The 15,950-nt window shown below is 53.1% G+C and carries 17 protein-coding genes; 13 read left to right on the plus strand and 4 right to left on the minus strand.

The window, feature by feature from the left end:
• The first annotated feature begins 271 nt into the window (after positions 1-271).
• From ACKQAD_RS11350 to rnk, 12 genes are all read left to right on the plus strand, one after another.
• Entirely contained in the window at positions 272-1,237 is a 966-nt protein-coding gene (locus ACKQAD_RS11350; protein ID WP_409160257.1) for a calcium/sodium antiporter, read from the plus strand.
• Positions 1,238-1,295: 58 nt separating this feature from the next.
• Entirely contained in the window at positions 1,296-2,369 is a 1,074-nt protein-coding gene (kdsD, locus tag ACKQAD_RS11355) for an arabinose-5-phosphate isomerase KdsD (RefSeq protein WP_409160258.1), read from the plus strand.
• 19 nt (positions 2,370-2,388) lie between these two features.
• On the plus strand, positions 2,389-2,955 hold the full coding sequence (kdsC, locus tag ACKQAD_RS11360; RefSeq protein WP_409160259.1) for a 3-deoxy-manno-octulosonate-8-phosphatase KdsC: 567 nt from the start codon (positions 2,389-2,391) through the stop codon (positions 2,953-2,955).
• Positions 2,952-3,518: an LPS export ABC transporter periplasmic protein LptC gene (gene lptC, locus ACKQAD_RS11365; RefSeq protein WP_409160260.1), complete on the plus strand. Its 567-nt coding sequence runs from the start codon at positions 2,952-2,954 to the stop codon at positions 3,516-3,518. The genes kdsC and lptC overlap by 4 nt, the downstream gene beginning before the upstream one ends.
• Positions 3,499-4,071 carry a lipopolysaccharide ABC transporter substrate-binding protein LptA gene (gene lptA, locus ACKQAD_RS11370; protein WP_409160261.1) on the plus strand — a complete coding sequence of 191 codons (573 nt, stop codon included), beginning with the start codon at positions 3,499-3,501 and terminating at the stop codon, positions 4,069-4,071. Before lptC ends, lptA begins: the two co-directional genes overlap by 20 nt.
• A 3-nt stretch (positions 4,072-4,074) precedes the next feature.
• Positions 4,075-4,800: an LPS export ABC transporter ATP-binding protein gene (lptB, locus tag ACKQAD_RS11375; RefSeq protein ID WP_409160262.1), complete on the plus strand. Its 726-nt coding sequence runs from the start codon at positions 4,075-4,077 to the stop codon at positions 4,798-4,800.
• Between the two features lie 49 nt (positions 4,801-4,849).
• Positions 4,850-6,283 (plus strand): RNA polymerase factor sigma-54, encoded by a 1,434-nt coding sequence (gene rpoN, locus ACKQAD_RS11380; protein ID WP_409160263.1) that lies wholly within the window; start codon positions 4,850-4,852, stop codon positions 6,281-6,283.
• Positions 6,284-6,306: 23 nt separating this feature from the next.
• On the plus strand, positions 6,307-6,594 hold the full coding sequence (gene hpf, locus ACKQAD_RS11385) for a ribosome hibernation promoting factor (protein WP_012772995.1): 288 nt from the start codon (positions 6,307-6,309) through the stop codon (positions 6,592-6,594).
• 96 nt (positions 6,595-6,690) lie between these two features.
• Positions 6,691-7,164 carry a PTS IIA-like nitrogen regulatory protein PtsN gene (ptsN, locus tag ACKQAD_RS11390; protein ID WP_039279069.1) on the plus strand — a complete coding sequence of 158 codons (474 nt, stop codon included), beginning with the start codon at positions 6,691-6,693 and terminating at the stop codon, positions 7,162-7,164.
• Positions 7,165-7,327: 163 nt separating this feature from the next.
• On the plus strand, positions 7,328-8,185 hold the full coding sequence (gene rapZ / locus ACKQAD_RS11395; protein ID WP_010296630.1) for an RNase adapter RapZ: 858 nt from the start codon (positions 7,328-7,330) through the stop codon (positions 8,183-8,185).
• A 31-nt stretch (positions 8,186-8,216) separates the two neighbouring features.
• Positions 8,217-8,489: a PTS phosphocarrier protein NPr gene (gene npr / locus ACKQAD_RS11400; protein ID WP_409160264.1), complete on the plus strand. Its 273-nt coding sequence runs from the start codon at positions 8,217-8,219 to the stop codon at positions 8,487-8,489.
• A 171-nt stretch (positions 8,490-8,660) separates the two neighbouring features.
• On the plus strand, positions 8,661-9,071 hold the full coding sequence (rnk, locus tag ACKQAD_RS11405; protein ID WP_409160265.1) for a nucleoside diphosphate kinase regulator: 411 nt from the start codon (positions 8,661-8,663) through the stop codon (positions 9,069-9,071).
• Positions 9,072-9,156: 85 nt separating this feature from the next.
• On the opposite strand, the gene pmbA is transcribed toward rnk, so the two are convergent.
• A complete protein-coding gene (gene pmbA / locus ACKQAD_RS11410; protein WP_409160266.1) occupies positions 9,157-10,497 on the minus strand; it encodes a metalloprotease PmbA in 1,341 nt (446 codons plus the stop codon).
• A 250-nt stretch (positions 10,498-10,747) separates the two neighbouring features.
• Here pmbA and yjgA point away from each other — a divergent pair, with 250 nt between their 5' ends.
• Entirely contained in the window at positions 10,748-11,299 is a 552-nt protein-coding gene (gene yjgA / locus ACKQAD_RS11415) for a ribosome biogenesis factor YjgA (protein ID WP_271875767.1), read from the plus strand.
• A gap of 91 nt (positions 11,300-11,390) precedes the next feature.
• Here yjgA and ACKQAD_RS11420 read toward each other — a convergent pair whose 3' ends face one another.
• The 3 genes from ACKQAD_RS11420 to aaeA form a co-directional block, all read right to left on the minus strand.
• On the minus strand, positions 11,391-12,845 hold the full coding sequence (locus tag ACKQAD_RS11420; RefSeq protein WP_409160267.1) for an NAD-dependent succinate-semialdehyde dehydrogenase: 1,455 nt from the start codon (positions 12,843-12,845) through the stop codon (positions 11,391-11,393).
• Positions 12,846-12,984: 139 nt separating this feature from the next.
• Positions 12,985-14,973 carry a p-hydroxybenzoic acid efflux pump subunit AaeB gene (gene aaeB / locus ACKQAD_RS11425; RefSeq protein ID WP_409160301.1) on the minus strand — a complete coding sequence of 663 codons (1,989 nt, stop codon included), beginning with the start codon at positions 14,971-14,973 and terminating at the stop codon, positions 12,985-12,987.
• 11 nt (positions 14,974-14,984) lie between these two features.
• Complete coding sequence (aaeA, locus tag ACKQAD_RS11430; RefSeq protein WP_409160268.1) at positions 14,985-15,950, minus strand: p-hydroxybenzoic acid efflux pump subunit AaeA; 966 nt, start codon at positions 15,948-15,950, stop codon at positions 14,985-14,987.

Consider the following 15,950-nt stretch of genomic DNA (forward strand, 5'->3'; position numbering starts at 1 on the left):
ACCAATCAGTACGCTTATAGGTCATTCACTCCAGACTAACGGCTGACTTCCATCACGATGCAAGTTTTACAAAAACTTACCGTAAGTTCTTGTCCAAAATGGCGGCATAAACCGTTACCTGGGTTTACTTATCGTGACAGGTTTTACTTTTGCGCCAAGCACCGTCAGAATTAGCACTCATCACAAAAAATACTTTTTGTGCGAAATTCGTCCAGAAATACTGACTTATTCGACAATAAGCCTGTGATTATATCCTATTAAAGGACGCTGCATGCTTTTTGCAACACTACTCTTGTTCATTGGTTTGCTACTATTGGTTTACGGTGCTGACCGTCTTGTCTATGGCGCTGCCGTGCTTGCGCGTTCTCTCGGCCTACCTCCTTTCGTCATCGGCATCACCATTGTCGGTTTCGGTACTTCGCTACCCGAGCTGATCGTTTCTGTTACTGCCGCCTTAAACGATCAGAACGATATGGCCGTCGGTAATGTGCTGGGCTCCAATATCGCCAATATCTTACTCATTCTCGGCAGCGCAGCGCTTATTCGGCCACTGACGGTACAGTCAGCCATCCTGCGCCGGGAATTGCCTCTCATGTTGTCCGTCACTTTATTGTGTGGCGTTTTACTGCATGATAGCTACCTGAGCCGTGCTGACGGCATGATGCTGCTCTTCGCCGCCGTTCTGTGTCTGGTGTTGATACTGCGCATGGCGCAACAGGCGCAGCGAGAAGGCGGCGATAGCCTGACCCGCGAACAGCTGGCGGAACTTCCGCAGGACGACAGCAATCAGATGGTTGCCGTGCTGTGGCTGATTCTCGGCATGATTATTTTACCCATGGCTGCCCGGATGGTGGTGGATAACGCTACCGTCATTGCACGCTACTTCGACGTCAGTGAATTGACCATCGGGCTGACGATATTGGCGATCGGCACTAGCCTGCCTGAACTGGCGACCGCCATCGTCGGAACGTTGAAGAAAGAAGATGATATTGCGCTGGGCAACCTAATTGGCTCGAACATTTTTAATATCGCGATTGTGTTGGGCGTCCCCGCCCTGCTCTCGCCGGGCGCACTGAATCCTCAGGTTTTTCAACGCGACTATTGGGTCATGCTGGCGGCAAGCGTGCTGTTAACCGCGCTGTGCCTCAGTAAAAAACGCCGTATAGGACAGAGCGCAAGCGCATTATTATGCTGCGCCTTTATCGCCTATCTGACGACCCTGTTTTGTTTTTCATAAGTCGTTCAGTTTTTCCTAAGAATATATTCCGTTTTTCATCATAATCAGGACTATTGGTATGTCACAGTTTGAACAAGATGCTCATCTAAAACAGCAGTCTGACCGTGCACTATCCGATCATGGTTCGCCAGCCGTCCCTCAATTACAAAAGGCTCACGAACTACCGACCGATTTCGACTTCCAGCAGGCGGGCAAACAGGTATTGAGTATCGAGCGCGATGGGCTTGCGCAATTAGATCAGTACATTGATGATAATTTTACCCTCGCCTGTAAAAAGATATTCCATTGCCAGGGCAAAGTCGTGGTAATGGGAATGGGTAAATCCGGCCACATTGGCTGCAAGATGGCCGCGACCTTCGCCAGTACCGGCACGCCCGCTTTTTTTGTTCATCCGGGCGAAGCCAGCCACGGTGACCTCGGTATGGTGACGCCGCACGATATCGTGATCGCTATTTCCAACTCTGGCGAGTCCCATGAAATTCTGTCGCTGATTCCCGTTTTGAAACGCCAGAAAGTGTTCCTGATCTGCATGACCAGTGCGCCGGAAAGTACGATGGGTAAGGCAGCAGATATTCACCTGTGCGTCCACGTCCCGCAGGAAGCCTGCCCGCTCGGTCTGGCGCCCACCTCCAGCACCACTGCGACGCTGGTCATGGGCGATGCGCTGGCCGTGGCTTTGCTACAGGCGCGTGGCTTTACCGCCGAAGATTTTGCCCTTTCTCACCCTGGTGGCGCACTTGGCCGCAAACTTTTACTGCGCGTCAGCGATATCATGCATTCAGGCGACGAGATTCCACATGTCTCACACGATGCTTCACTGCGTGATGCGCTGGTGGAAATTACGCGCAAAAATCTGGGTATGACGGTAATCTGCGAGGCGGATATGAAAATTCAGGGCATCTTTACCGATGGTGACCTACGCCGCATCTTCGACATGAATATTGACTTGAACAGCGCGCGCATTGCTGATGTGATGACCGCGGGCGGCATCCGGGTCGCACCGCAAACGCTGGCGGTGGATGCACTTAACCTGATGCAGTCACGCCACATCACCTCGTTGCTGGTGGCAGAAAACGATCGTCTGGTCGGTATTATCCATATGCACGATATGTTGCGGGCTGGCGTGGTTTAAAAAGAAAGGATAATTGTGAATGAGTGAAGTCAGGGCGCAAACCGATACCTGCTATGGGCCTGTCGATCAACAGGTACTGGATAAAGCCCGTGAAATTCGCCTGTTAATCTGCGACGTTGACGGCGTGATGTCTGATGGTCTGATTTACATGGGCAACCACGGCGAAGAGCTGAAAGCCTTTAACGTCCGTGACGGTTATGGCATTCGCTGTTTGCTGACGTCTGGCATTGAGTTAGCCATCATCACCGGACGTTCAGCAAAACTGCTGGAAGATCGGTGTAAAACGCTGGGTATTGACCATCTTTATCAGGGGCAATCGGATAAGGTTTTGGCCTTCAACGATCTGTTGGATAAACTCTCCGTAACGGCAAATCAGGTCGCGTATATCGGCGACGATATGATCGACTGGCCGGTGATGGCGCAGGTCGGGTTGAGCGTTGCCGTGGCTGATGCTCACCCGCTGTTGTTACCACTCGCAGATTATGTCACCCGCATTGCGGGAGGCCGCGGCGCCGTACGTGAGTTGTGTGATTTGATTCTGTTCTCGCAAGACAAGCTGGAGCATGCCAAAGGGTTGTCAATATGAGTAAAACCAAGCGTTGGCTCACCGCTTTTCTGGCGCTGTTGGTACTTATCCTCATCGGCTGGAATATTGCCGATGACGACACCGTAGCGGCACCGGATGCAAACGACCCTGCGGTGCCGGTTTATACCAGCGAAAAAACCAACACACAGGTATACAGCCCCGCGGGCAAACTGAGCTACAGACTGATTTCAGACAAAGCAGAGTATTTCAACGACGAGCAGTTAAGTTGGTTTACCGCCCCCGTTGCCACATTGTTCAACGAACAGGGAACAGCAACCTGGTCAGTACGCGCAGACCGCGCCAAGCTGACAAAAGACAAGATGCTCTATCTGTACGGTCACGTCGAGGTAAATAGCCTGACGAAAGACGCACAACTTCAGCGCATCACAACGAATAATGCCCAGGTGAATCTGGTGACGCAGGACGTTTCGTCCGATGATGAAGTCACCCTGTACGGCACCAGCTTTACCTCAAGCGGAATGAAAATGCGCGGAAATCTGCGTAACAAAACGGCCGAGTTGATCGAAAAGGTAAAAACCTCTTATGAAATCCAAAACCAATAACCTGATGCGTAACACCCTGATCGCCAGTTCGCTGTTCGCCGTCAGCGTTTCCGCCTTCGCCGTCACGGGCGATAGCAACCAACCTATTCGCATTGATTCCGCACAGCAGTCTCTGGACATGCAGGGCAATACGGTGACATTCACAGGCAATGTTGTCGTGAAGCAAGGGACGATTGAAGTGAAAGCCGACAAGGTTGTCGTAACACGCCCACAGGGCACGCAAGGCAGTGAAGTGGTAGAAGGTTACGGCAACCCCGTGACCTTCTACCAGATGCAGGACAACGGCAAACCGGTAAAAGGTCACGCGCAGAAAATCCGCTACGAGCTGGCCAAAGATTTTCTGGTACTGACAGGTGATGCCTATCTGGAACAACAGGACAGCAATGTAAAAGGCGATCGCATCACCTATCTGGTGAAACAACAGCAGATGGAAGCGACCAGCGAAAAAGGAAAACGCGTGACGACGGTGTTGGTTCCCTCTCAGCTTCAGGAGAAAGAGAACAAGAGCCAGCCTTCTCGTTCTCAACAACCGCAACCACGGGTCACTGAATAAGTTATGGCAACATTAACCGCAGAAAATCTGGCCAAGGCGTACAAAGGCCGTAAGGTCGTCGAAAACGTCAGCCTCACCGTCAATTCTGGTGAAATCGTCGGCCTGCTCGGGCCGAACGGTGCCGGTAAAACGACCACGTTCTACATGGTAGTGGGTATCGTCCCGCGTGACGAAGGACGCATTGTCATTGACGATGACGACATCAGCCTGCTTCCCCTGCACGAACGCGCACTACGCGGCATCGGCTACCTACCGCAGGAAGCCTCTATTTTTCGTCGCTTAAGCGTCTATGACAACCTGATGGCAGTATTACAGATTCGTAAAGATCTGACGACTGAGCAGCAGGAAGATCGTGCCAATGAGTTAATGGAAGAATTCCATATTATTCATTTGCGCGATAGTCTGGGACAATCGCTGTCTGGTGGGGAAAGACGCCGCGTAGAGATTGCACGTGCGCTGGCGGCAAATCCGAAGTTCATCCTGCTGGATGAACCGTTTGCGGGCGTAGACCCGATCTCCGTACTGGATATTAAAAAAATCATTGAGCATCTGCGTGACAGCGGGCTTGGCGTGTTGATTACCGATCATAACGTCCGCGAAACGCTTGATGTCTGTGAACGAGCCTACATCGTGAGTCAGGGCAATCTGATCGCCCACGGTTCACCGGCCGATATTCTGGCCAATGAACAGGTGAAACGTGTCTATCTGGGCGAAGGCTTCCGACTCTGATAGGGTAATATTTTCTCTTTGCAGCACTTATGGGACGTTAGCGCGATTTATGAAGCAAGGTTTGCAACTCAGGCTTAGCCAGCAACTGGCCATGACTCCACAGCTCCAACAGGCTATCCGCCTGTTGCAACTGTCCACGCTTGAATTGCAACAGGAAATTCAACAGGCGCTGGAAAGCAATCCGTTGCTTGAACAAACGGATCAGCACGACGAAATCGAGTCATTTGAAAAGGCAGACAGCGATTCACTGGATACCGGCGAAGCCCTTGAGCAAAGGGATATGCCGGAAGAACTGCCGATCGATGCCACCTGGGATGAGGTTTACTCCGCAGGCACACCGTCGGGCACTGGCACCGACTATCGCGATGAAGAACTGCCGATTTATCAAGGCGAAACTACGCAAACACTTCAGGATTACCTGATGTGGCAGGTTGAACTAACGCCGTTTTCAGACACCGATTCCGCCATCGCGACCTCTATCGTCGATGCCGTGGATAACACCGGCTACCTGACCGTGCCGCTGGAGGACATTCTTGACAGCATCGGTGACGACGACGTAACGCTGGAAGAAGTCGAAGCCGTACTCAAACGCGTGCAGCGCTTTGATCCTGTTGGCGTCGCCGCTCGCGATCTGCGTGATTGTCTGCTGGTGCAGCTTTCCCAGTTCGCCGACAGCACGCCGCGTCTGGATGAAGCCCGCCTGATCGTCAGCGATCATCTCGATCTGTTAGCCAACCATGACTTCCGTAGCCTGATCCGCGTCACGCGTCTGAAAGAAGACGTGCTGAAAGAAGCGCTGGCGCTAATCCAGTCACTCGATCCGCGTCCAGGGCAGTCGATCAACACCGGCGAATCCGAATACGTGATCCCTGACGTGCTCGTACGCAAAGTCCAGGGTATCTGGGCCGTAGAACTCAACACTGACAGCATTCCCCGTCTACAGATTAACCAGCAGTATGCGGCACTGGGCAACAGCGCACGCAACGACAGCGATGGGCAATTTATCCGCAGTAATCTGCAAGAGGCGCGCTGGCTCATCAAGAGTCTCGAAAGCCGCAACGACACACTGCTGAAAGTGACCCGCTGCATCGTCGAGCAGCAGCAGGATTTCTTCGAGCAAGGTGAAGAATTCATGAAACCCATGGTGCTGGCAGATATCGCGCAGGCGGTGGATATGCATGAATCCACCATCTCACGCGTGACGACACAGAAGTTCCTGCACAGTCCGCGCGGCATTTTTGAACTAAAATATTTCTTCTCAAGTCATGTGAATACCGACAGCGGCGGAGAAGCGTCGTCAACGGCAATTCGCGCGCTGGTGAAGAAGCTGATTGCGGCGGAAAATCCCGCCAAGCCACTAAGCGATAGTAAGCTTACCGCACTGCTCTCCGAGCAGGGCATCATCGTGGCGCGCCGTACCGTCGCAAAATACCGAGAGTCTTTATCTATCCCACCATCAAATCAGCGTAAACAACTGATTTGATCTCAACAGAGAAGGAAGACACTATGCAGCTCAACATTACCGGACACCACATCGAAATCACTGAACCGCTGCGTGATTTTGTGAATGGCAAGTTTGCCAAGTTAGAGCAGTATTTTGACCGGATTAATCAGGTCAATGTGGTATTGAGAGTGGAAAAAGTTCAGCAAATTGCCGAAGCCACGATCCACGTTAATGGTGGCGAGCTGCATGCAACCTCAGAAGCGGAAGATATGTACGCCGCGATAGATTTATTGATTGATAAGCTGGCGAGACAGCTCAATAAGCATAAAGATAAACTCAAGCAGCACTAATTTTCTCCCTTGCCGTTTAGCAAGGGAACAAACTCGGCCCATCCATCGGATGGGTCGGGATCACCAGAAGTGAAAGCGTTGTTAAGTGAAAATAAAATGAACCACGATCCCGTATTGCAACTCAGCACCGTATTACGTCCTGAGTGCACCCGAAGTACCGTCCACTGCCAGAGCAAGAAACGGGCGTTGGAAATTATCAGTGAGCTGGCCGCCAGGCAGCTTAACATTCCTTCGCAGATTATCTTTGATGCCATCCTGACCCGGGAGCGGATGGGCAGCACAGGAATCGGCGGCGGCATTGCCATTCCTCACGGCAAGCTGGAAGATGATAATGCGTTGGGTGCCATCGGTGTTTTCATCCAGTTAGAGCAACCGATCGCTTTCGATGCTATTGATAATCAGGCCGTTGATCTGCTTTTTGCCTTGCTGGTTCCGGCGGAACAATGTAAAACCCATTTGCATACCCTGTCGCTTGTCGCCAAGCGGCTGGCGGATAAAACGGTTTGCCGACGCCTGCGTGCGGCGCAAAGCGATGAAGAGCTGTACCAGATTATGACGGAAGCCGGTTAAGCCAGACGATCGTCATGCTCACGATGACGAGCTATTCCCGGTGGGTTCAGAGAATGCTTGCAATCCATACGCGAAGCCGTCATTTTTTTAGCTATACATCACTTTTTTATAAAAACAGTGGCAATGAGAATTCGCCATCACGTTGCCAGAGGGGAGTCGTCAGATGGTGCTGATGATTGTCAGTGGTCGTTCAGGTTCAGGGAAATCTGTCGCCCTGCGCGCACTGGAAGATATGGGGTTCTACTGCGTAGATAACCTGCCTGTGGTTCTGCTGCCAGAGCTGGCTAATACGCTTGCGGCACGTAACATTTCCGCAGCGGTCAGCATTGACGTGCGCAATATGCCAGAATCGCCAGAGATCTTCGAGCATGCCATGGAGCAACTGCCGCCAAGCTTCTCGCCTCAACTGTTGTTTCTGGATGCCGACCGCAATACATTAATCCGTCGTTATAGCGATACCCGTCGCCTGCATCCGCTCTCCAGTAAGAATCTGTCGCTGGAAAGTGCCATTGATGAAGAAAGCGACCTGCTGGAACCACTGCGTTCACGCGCCGATCTGATTATCGACACCTCAGAGATGTCAGTACATGAACTGGCCGAGATGCTGCGTACCCGTTTGCTCGGCAAGCGAGAACGCGAGCTTACGATGGTGTTCGAGTCGTTCGGCTTCAAGCACGGCATCCCTATCGATGCGGATTACGTCTTTGACGTGCGTTTCTTGCCGAACCCGCACTGGGATCCGAAGCTGCGTCCGATGACCGGTCTGGATAAGCCCGTCGCGTCTTTCCTCGACAGGCATACCGAAGTTCACAATTTCATCTACCAGACCCGTAGCTATCTGGAACTGTGGCTGCCCATGCTGGAAACCAATAACCGCAGTTATCTGACTGTCGCGATTGGCTGTACCGGCGGTAAACACCGTTCCGTCTATGTCGCCGAGCAGTTGGCAGACTATTTCCGCTCTCGCGGCAAGAACGTCCAGTCGCGCCACCGCACGCTGGAAAAGCGTAAACCGTCGTAATCATCGGCAAACCAGTACAGCCAGGTACCCCATGACAGTCCGGCAAACGGTTGAAATCAAAAACAAGCTGGGCATGCACGCTCGCCCAGCCATGAAGTTATTCGAACTGGTGCAGAGCTTTGATGCAGAAGTCATACTGCGTAATGACAGCGGCACCGAAGCCGAAGCCAGCAGCGTAATTGCCATGCTGATGCTGGACTCCGCCAAAGGGCGACTCATCGAGGTCGAAGCCACTGGCCTAGATGAAATCCAGGCGCTTGCCGCCGTCATCGGGCTGTTCGAAGCTGGGTTCGACGAAGACTAGCGATTTCCTTAGCAGGCTAGTTGCCAGCCTTCGTGACAAGGATCGCTTCACTTTCCTCCCCGAACCTCCTACTATCTATCTGCATAAATCATAATATTTTCTTATACCCCCGTTCCTTTGGGCGCGGGGGGTTATTTTTATACCATCTGAAAATACCAACTGGAGAGGAGTATGACGAAACCTAACCTGACAATCAGTGAATTGGATGCAGAACGTCTGGATATGTTATTGGAGCAGCCCGCCTTTGCGGACAGCGATATCGCACAGGCGTTGAATGATGAACTGGATCGGGCGGACATTCTGCCTTCGGCATCGATTCCCTCACATGTCGTCACCATGAATAGTCGGGTGCGTTTCCGCGATCTGAATACCAACGAAGAGCACATCCGCACGCTGGTTTATCCGGCCTCAGTGAAAGACAGTCAAGAACCGCTGTCGGTGATGGCTCCGCTGGGTGCGGCACTATTGGGAATGCATGTGGGAAATTCGATCACCTGGCAGTTGCCAAACGGTGAAGAAACACGAATTGAAGTACTCGAACTACTCTATCAGCCTGAAGCCGCAGGTGAGTACCACCGCTAAATTAGCGGGTACGATGCCCACTATTGGCATAGAGTAACAGCCGTCGGACACCGCCGACGGCGACGGTTACTCAGCGAAAGCCATCTTATTCCCCTGCGATCTTCATGTCAGGCAACAGCACGGAACCACACTGGATATTGCTCCGGGTTTCGATATCGTTCCCCACCGTCACAATATTACGCAGCATGTCCTTCAGGTTACCCGCGATCGTAATCTCGCTGACCGGATACTGAATTTCACCGTTTTCGACCCAGAAGCCGGATGCCCCACGGGAATAATCGCCCGTCACACCGCTCACCCCCTGTCCCATCAGTTCGGTCACCAGCAGGCCTTTGCCCATCTGTTTCAGCATGCCGTTAAAATCCAGGCCCTGTCCGGCAATCCGCCAGTTATGAATCCCCCCCGCGTGGCCGGTGCTTTTCATCCCCAGCTTGCGTGCGGAGTAGCTCGTCAGCAGCCAAGTTTGCAGCACGCCCGCTTTCACAATTTCACGCGCCTGCGTCCGTACGCCTTCGCTGTCGAACGGCGTAGACGCCAGCCCTTTAAGCAAGTGCGGCTGTTCCTCTATCGTCAACCACTCTGGCAGAATCTGCTGACCGAGTTTATCCAGCAGAAAGGTCGATTTACGATAAACGCTGCCACCGCTGATAGCGCCAACCAAATGACCAAACAGACCCGTCGCCACTTCCGCAGAAAACATCACTGGTGCCTGCATGGTTGGCAGCTTACGCGGTGACAGGCGGGATAACGTGCGGCGGGCGCACTCTTCGCCCACCCACTCCGGGCTGCGCAAATCATCCAGCGCACGGCCAACGGTATAAGCATAATCCCTCTCCATATCGCTATTCACTTCGGCAATCACACAGCTGGACATGGAATGACGGCTGGAACAATAGCTTTTCAACAGGCCATGGCTATTGCCGAACACCTTCACGCCATAGTGGCTGTTAAAGCTGCCGCCTTCGGTGTTGGTAATGCGCTTGTCAGCCTGTAACGCCGCCTGTTCTGCGCGAGCCGCTAATTCAATGCCGCGATCCGCATCCAACTCGGTCGGATGGAATAGATCCAGATCCGGCGCGTCAAACGCCAGAAGATCGCGATCCGCCGGGCCAGCAAAAGGATCGACAGAAGTATAACGAGCAATATCCAGTGCGGCCTGTACGGTACGGGCTATCGCATCCGGGCTAAGATCGGTAGACGATGCGCTGCCTTTACGCTGTTGGTGATAAACCGTAATACCCAACGCGCCATCGCTATTGAATTCAACATTTTCAACCTCACCATAACGGGTGCTGACACTAATGCCCGTCGTTTTTGACACCGCGACTTCTGCCGCATCCGAGGCGGCACGCGCCAGTTCCAGCGCCTGAGCAACTGCGAGTTCCAGCGCTTTACGCTGCTCTGCAACCTGAGTAGTTATCGTCATTGTTCTGCCATAATGAGTGGAAGAAAGCTCACCATCATCCCACGATTAGCAAGATAGGAGTCATGCTCAAAAACGAGCATAATATGGTGTAGCATAATGCTTTCTAGTCTAACAGGATCTACGGACAATTTCGCACAAAGCCCAAACCTGTTAGTATCAGCCTCTTTTTTCTGGTGGGCACGCTGTTCACCATCCCGGAGCCGCTCTCGTCGCGTTACGAATTGCTCCTGGACACTTTTAGGAGCCAACCATGAAACAAAAACCCGAAGACTGGCTGAATGACGTCCCGGATAATCAGGAAGACGACGAAGATGATGAAATTATCTGGGTCAGCAAAAGCGAAATAAAACGCGATGCCGAAGCCCTGAAAGATCTCGGCGCGGAACTGGTCGATCTGGGTAAAAATGCCCTGGAGAAGATCCCACTGGACGACGATCTGCGTGCAGCGGTGGAACTGGCGCAGCGGATCAAGAAAGAAGGCCGTCGCCGTCAGCTACAGCTGATTGGTAAAATGCTGCGCGCCCGCGATCCAGAGCCGATCCAAACCGCACTGGATAAGCTGAACAACCGTCATAATCAGCAGGTGGCATTGTTCCACAAACTGGAACAACTGCGCGATCGTCTGATTGCCGAGGGTGACGATGTGGTTCCCGATGTTCTGGCGCTGTATCCCCATGCAGACCGTCAGCAGTTGCGTTCTCTGGTGCGCAATGCGCAGAAAGAGAAAGCGGCGAACAAACCGCCGAAATCCGCCCGCCAGATCTTCCAATATCTGCGCGAACTGGCAGAAACCACAGACTAATGGCAAGTGCGGGATGAGGAGTCGCCCTCATTCATCCCGCACATTACTGGCTTCGGACGCTGATTACTTCAGCTCGCACGATTCATTCACATTACAATCCGCCCAGATGCCAGGTTTTCACTTCCAGAAACTCGTCCAGACCCAGAACCGAGCCCTCGCGACCTAATCCCGACTCTTTCACACCACCAAACGGTGCCAATTCGGTTGAAACCGCGCATTCGTTAATACCAATCATGCCGCTCTCCAACGCTTCTGCCACACGGAACACACGCTGTAAATTCTGGCTGTAGAAGTAAGCCGCCAGACCAAACGGCGTATTATTGGCGCGCTCAATCACCTCTTCTTCCGTTTTGAAACGGAAACACGGGGCGACCGGACCAAAGGTTTCTTCCTGCGCCAGCAGCATCGCTTCGTTGGCATCAACAATCACCGTCGGCTCAAAGAAGCTATGGCCCAACTTGTGCCGTTTGCCACCGACAAGCGTTTTGCCGCCTTTTTCCACCGCGTCATTAACGTGCTTTTCCACTTTCTCGACAGCGGCATCATCAATTAGCGGACCCAGCACAACGCCGTCATCCATACCGTTGCCGACCTTCAGTTTTTTCACTTCTTCCGCGAGCAGAGAGACAAATTCATCGTAAACGCCGTCCTGAATATAAAACCGGTTGGCACTGACACAAACCTGACCCGCGTTACGGAAACGGTTAGCCATCGCGCCTTTCACTGCGGCCTGAATATCCGCATCGTCAAACACAATGTAAGGCGCGTTCCCGCCCAGTTCCATCGACACTTTCTTCATCGTGTCCGCGGCGTTGCGCACCAGCGTTTTCCCTACCGCCGTTGAGCCGGTGAAGGAAATTTTGCGCACTTTATCGCTTGCCATGACGGTATCGCTGATCGCTTGCGTATCACCCGCCACGCCGTTAAGTACACCATCCGGCACACCCGCCTGCTGTGCCAACGCCAATAACGCAAACGCCGACAGCGGCGTGTTGTTCGCAGGTTTAATGACGCCAGTACACCCTGCGGCCAGCGCCGGCCCCAGCTTACGCGTCAGCATCGCCAGCGGAAAATTCCACGGTGTAATGGCAACAACGACCCCAACGGGTTCACGCGTGGCATAGATCTTCGATCCAGGCTTAGCAGGCGGAATAACTTCACCATTAGCCCGTTTTCCCTGCTCAGCAAACCACTGAATGAAATTCGCCGCGTAGACGACTTCACCTTCAGCTTCCTGTACTGGTTTACCCTGTTCAGCGGTCATCAACTCCGCCAGATAGCGCTTATTCTCCAGAATCAGCTCGTACCAGCGATACAGAATGTCAGAACGTTCCTTCGCGGTTTTACGCTTCCAGGCAGGAAAGGCGGCATAGGCAGCGTCAATCGCCGCCTGCGTCTCTTTCTTTCCTGCTTTCGCCACACGGGCAATAGGCTTACCCGTCGCTGGGTTCACCACCTCAAAGGTGGTTCCGCCCTGCTGCCATTTTCCCGCAACAAAGTAGCCCGTTTTAAACAGTTCATGATCCTGCAAATGGTATCCTGACATCGTTTTACCTCCTGAAAAGAGTCATATCCCATGACGTTATAAGGGAAGCTATAGATAATTCAGTATAGAAGTGATGGACGTGGCCTGCGGCACTCTCGGATTAATCGTTAGTGTTGCCGCTCTGCCCGTCCACTGAGAACTAATTGCTCAGCGCATGCTGATAATCACGTAAGATCCCGGTCAATCGTCCCACTGGCGCGGTCACACTCGGGGGAAGCTGCTGTTCCGTCAGCATCTGCTGATAGCGTTCAAGCTCGTCTAGCAGTTGCGTGAAATAGCGACTGCGCGTGCTATCACGTCGAGCCAAAATCACCTGCTCTGCCGTTGCACGAATCTGACGATGAAAGGCAGACAGCGCGGCGTTTTGCGGAATATCCAGCGTTCTCAGGCGCTGGTGCATGATGATCAGCCATAGTGCGAGACGATACTTGGCAATATCGTCAGGGAAGCGGTTCAGCAGCAGGAACAGCTGTTGGTACAGCGCAGGCAGATGGTTTTCCTTGCGCCGCGCCGTGTTAGTCGTCAGCGCCGAGACTGCACCATATACAAAGCGGTTCAGCAGGGTTCTCCCCGTATGCGCCTTAGTGTTATCCCGGATCAGCAGGATCACCATCAGCGCCAGAAAACAGCCGATGATCTGGCCGATCGCGCTGTCCAGAAACTGGCTGATGTGGAACGTCATCGGGTTATCCAGCACCAATATATTGATCGTACTGGCTAATGCCCCCAGCGAACCAAGCCGGCGTTTTTGTACTTCAATCCCGAGTAAAAATGCCATGGCACCCAGACTCAGGCACAGCAGCAGCATACTTTGCTGTGTTGAGGGCATAATAAACATGAACATCAGCGCACCCAGCGGCAGCGCGTAGATCGTCCCGAAAAGAAAATCCTTCGTCACCATCAGCGGATTCGGCAAACGTATGGCAAGCGATGTCACCACCGCAATCATCACCATGCACACGCTGCCAGAAGTCCAGCCAGTGCTCAACCAGAATAGGCAACCCAGCGCGGTCGCCACGCCAGTACGTAACCCATTGATCATCGCATGATGGGTTTCGGCTGATGGCGCTTTAATTTCCACATCGCTGTTTAGCACATCGGCTTCCATCGTCGTGATACGCCCGTTCGTATGCACGCCTTTCGCTAACAGCAAATAGCGCGTCGCCGCCCCCAACCAGCTAACCAGCGTAGGCGGCACATTACGGCTGTCAGCCACAATCAGATGGCGTAATGCTTTCACACGGCAATGCACATCGCGAAACGACTCAACGGGCTGATCCAACACCAGTTTCAGGCTGCTTTTTACGGGAGTCGGGGCATCCTGCAACATCAGGTAGGTTTCACATGCCTGTGTAATCATCGTGAGGGATTGCGTATGCAGCGACGTTAAGCGGCGGTTACTGTTCTGCCAGCGCGAGGATTCCAGCATCAGGCTGTTGTGCATGTCGTTTAGCGCGGTCGTTTTACGCACCAGCGCGTGCCATGCTGCATCGATGGCTTCTTTCTCCGCGCTGTTCATGCTGAGTTGCAGTAACCGATATTGATCCACCAGCAGTTCGCTCATACTGCGGTCAACGTCCTGCTTGATCGAGCGTGGCGAGAACAGTAAATCAGCCAGAATGGCACAGAAAATCCCCAGCACAATCTCGCTACAGCGTTCCACGGCAAACTGCGGCGTCAGCAGCGGCGTTCCCTGCGTCGACACAATAATAATCAGCGTGGTGTAACCCGCCAGCCCGAACATATAAGCATTTTCGACTTTAACCAGTGAGGAAACCCAAGTGCAGAGGCCCGCCCAAATACAGCACAGCATCAACATCACAACAGGTGCACGAACGGTGGCAATAATGATAATCAGTGCACCGATACAGCCGATAAAGGTGCCAATAATACGCAAAATACCACGATGGCGAATTGCGCCGGAAAACGGCTCACCGCCTGCGGCGAAGGCTGGACCGGCAGCGACAATCGCCGCCGTCAGCACCGACCAGCGCGGGGTTTCCAACTGGAGGTGGAACCCTAGAAACAGGGACAGCACAATCGCAAAGCTCAGTTTGAAAGCAAAGCGCAAGCGCGCAAACTCTGGTGTCGTAAAGAACACGGCTCCTGTCAACGACGAGGTTTTCATCATCGCCTCACTTAACCAAACTCACGCAGGTGATAAAGGAGACGGATGAGCGGCGACGGCTTTTTGTCATTATTAACCTGTTCGCCGGTGATCACTACGGTTGCCGTGGTGCCAGCCGGATAGAGGTCGCCCAGTTGGCGATCGAGACGAATTTTTACCGGCACACGCTGCGCCAGACGCACCCACTCCAGATTGGAATCCACATTCGCCAGGCCTTTATTGTTTGCGCTACTGCTGCTGTTATTCACGCCCGCTGCCACGCTATCGACCGTGCCATAAAATATCTTTTCACTGCCCAGTGGGGTGATTTCCACACGGTAGCCGCGGCGAACCCCTTCAAGTTTGGTCTCTTCCATGTACGCCAGCAGATAAAATGAATCTTTCTTCACCAGCGCCACCACCGTATTACCGCGCTCGATGAACTCGCCGCTCTGCACATGCAGGTTGGTCACCCAGCCGTCAGCAGGGGCACGCACTACGGTACGATCCAACTCCAGTTGCGCCAGTGACAACACTGCCTGTGCTTTCGCAAGCTGGTGCGTCGCCGTTTCCAGGGCATTACTGGACTGATCGATATTTTCCTGCGACATCGCACTGACGCCCAGGCGCGCACGACGCTCTGATTCCCGGCGTTTTTCCGTCACCAGCGCCTGATAATAGGCGACATCGGCTTCCGCCAGCGCCACGGCCTGATGGTAGCGCGGCTGGTCGATGACAAACAGCACATCACCTTTGTTCACCCGTTGATTGTCCGTGACGCGAACATCGCTCAACAACCCACTGACATCCGGTGCGATTGCAACAACATCCGCCGTAAATTTGGCATCGCGCGTCCAGGGTGATTCGGTATAAAACGCCCAGACACGGAAAATGGCGACAATCGCACACAGCACAATCACCAGCGTAATGACCACGCGGCTCAGTTTTTTGATCAGCACGGCCTGCTGTCTAAACAAGGTTAAAAAGAACGCTTTCAC

This window comes from Pectobacterium artocarpous, from assembly GCF_046159765.1.
GTDB lineage: Bacteria > Pseudomonadota > Gammaproteobacteria > Enterobacterales > Enterobacteriaceae > Pectobacterium.

Bases quoted from the DNA above. Each gene is read 5' to 3' on its own strand.
- ACKQAD_RS11350 (WP_409160257.1), top strand. From the start codon at position 272: ATGCTTTTTGCAACACTACTCTTGTTCATTGGTTTGCTACTATTGGTT.
- kdsD (WP_409160258.1), top strand. From the start codon at position 1,296: ATGTCACAGTTTGAACAAGATGCTCATCTAAAACAGCAGTCTGACCGT.
- kdsC (WP_409160259.1), top strand. From the start codon at position 2,389: ATGAGTGAAGTCAGGGCGCAAACCGATACCTGCTATGGGCCTGTCGAT.
- lptC (WP_409160260.1), top strand. From the start codon at position 2,952: ATGAGTAAAACCAAGCGTTGGCTCACCGCTTTTCTGGCGCTGTTGGTA.
- lptA (WP_409160261.1), top strand. From the start codon at position 3,499: ATGAAATCCAAAACCAATAACCTGATGCGTAACACCCTGATCGCCAGT.
- lptB (WP_409160262.1), top strand. From the start codon at position 4,075: ATGGCAACATTAACCGCAGAAAATCTGGCCAAGGCGTACAAAGGCCGT.
- rpoN (WP_409160263.1), top strand. From the start codon at position 4,850: ATGAAGCAAGGTTTGCAACTCAGGCTTAGCCAGCAACTGGCCATGACT.
- hpf (WP_012772995.1), top strand. From the start codon at position 6,307: ATGCAGCTCAACATTACCGGACACCACATCGAAATCACTGAACCGCTG.
- ptsN (WP_039279069.1), top strand. From the start codon at position 6,691: ATGAACCACGATCCCGTATTGCAACTCAGCACCGTATTACGTCCTGAG.
- rapZ (WP_010296630.1), top strand. From the start codon at position 7,328: ATGGTGCTGATGATTGTCAGTGGTCGTTCAGGTTCAGGGAAATCTGTC.
- npr (WP_409160264.1), top strand. From the start codon at position 8,217: ATGACAGTCCGGCAAACGGTTGAAATCAAAAACAAGCTGGGCATGCAC.
- rnk (WP_409160265.1), top strand. From the start codon at position 8,661: ATGACGAAACCTAACCTGACAATCAGTGAATTGGATGCAGAACGTCTG.
- pmbA (WP_409160266.1), bottom strand. From the start codon at position 10,497: ATGACGATAACTACTCAGGTTGCAGAGCAGCGTAAAGCGCTGGAACTC.
- yjgA (WP_271875767.1), top strand. From the start codon at position 10,748: ATGAAACAAAAACCCGAAGACTGGCTGAATGACGTCCCGGATAATCAG.
- ACKQAD_RS11420 (WP_409160267.1), bottom strand. From the start codon at position 12,845: ATGTCAGGATACCATTTGCAGGATCATGAACTGTTTAAAACGGGCTAC.
- aaeB (WP_409160301.1), bottom strand. From the start codon at position 14,973: ATGAAAACCTCGTCGTTGACAGGAGCCGTGTTCTTTACGACACCAGAG.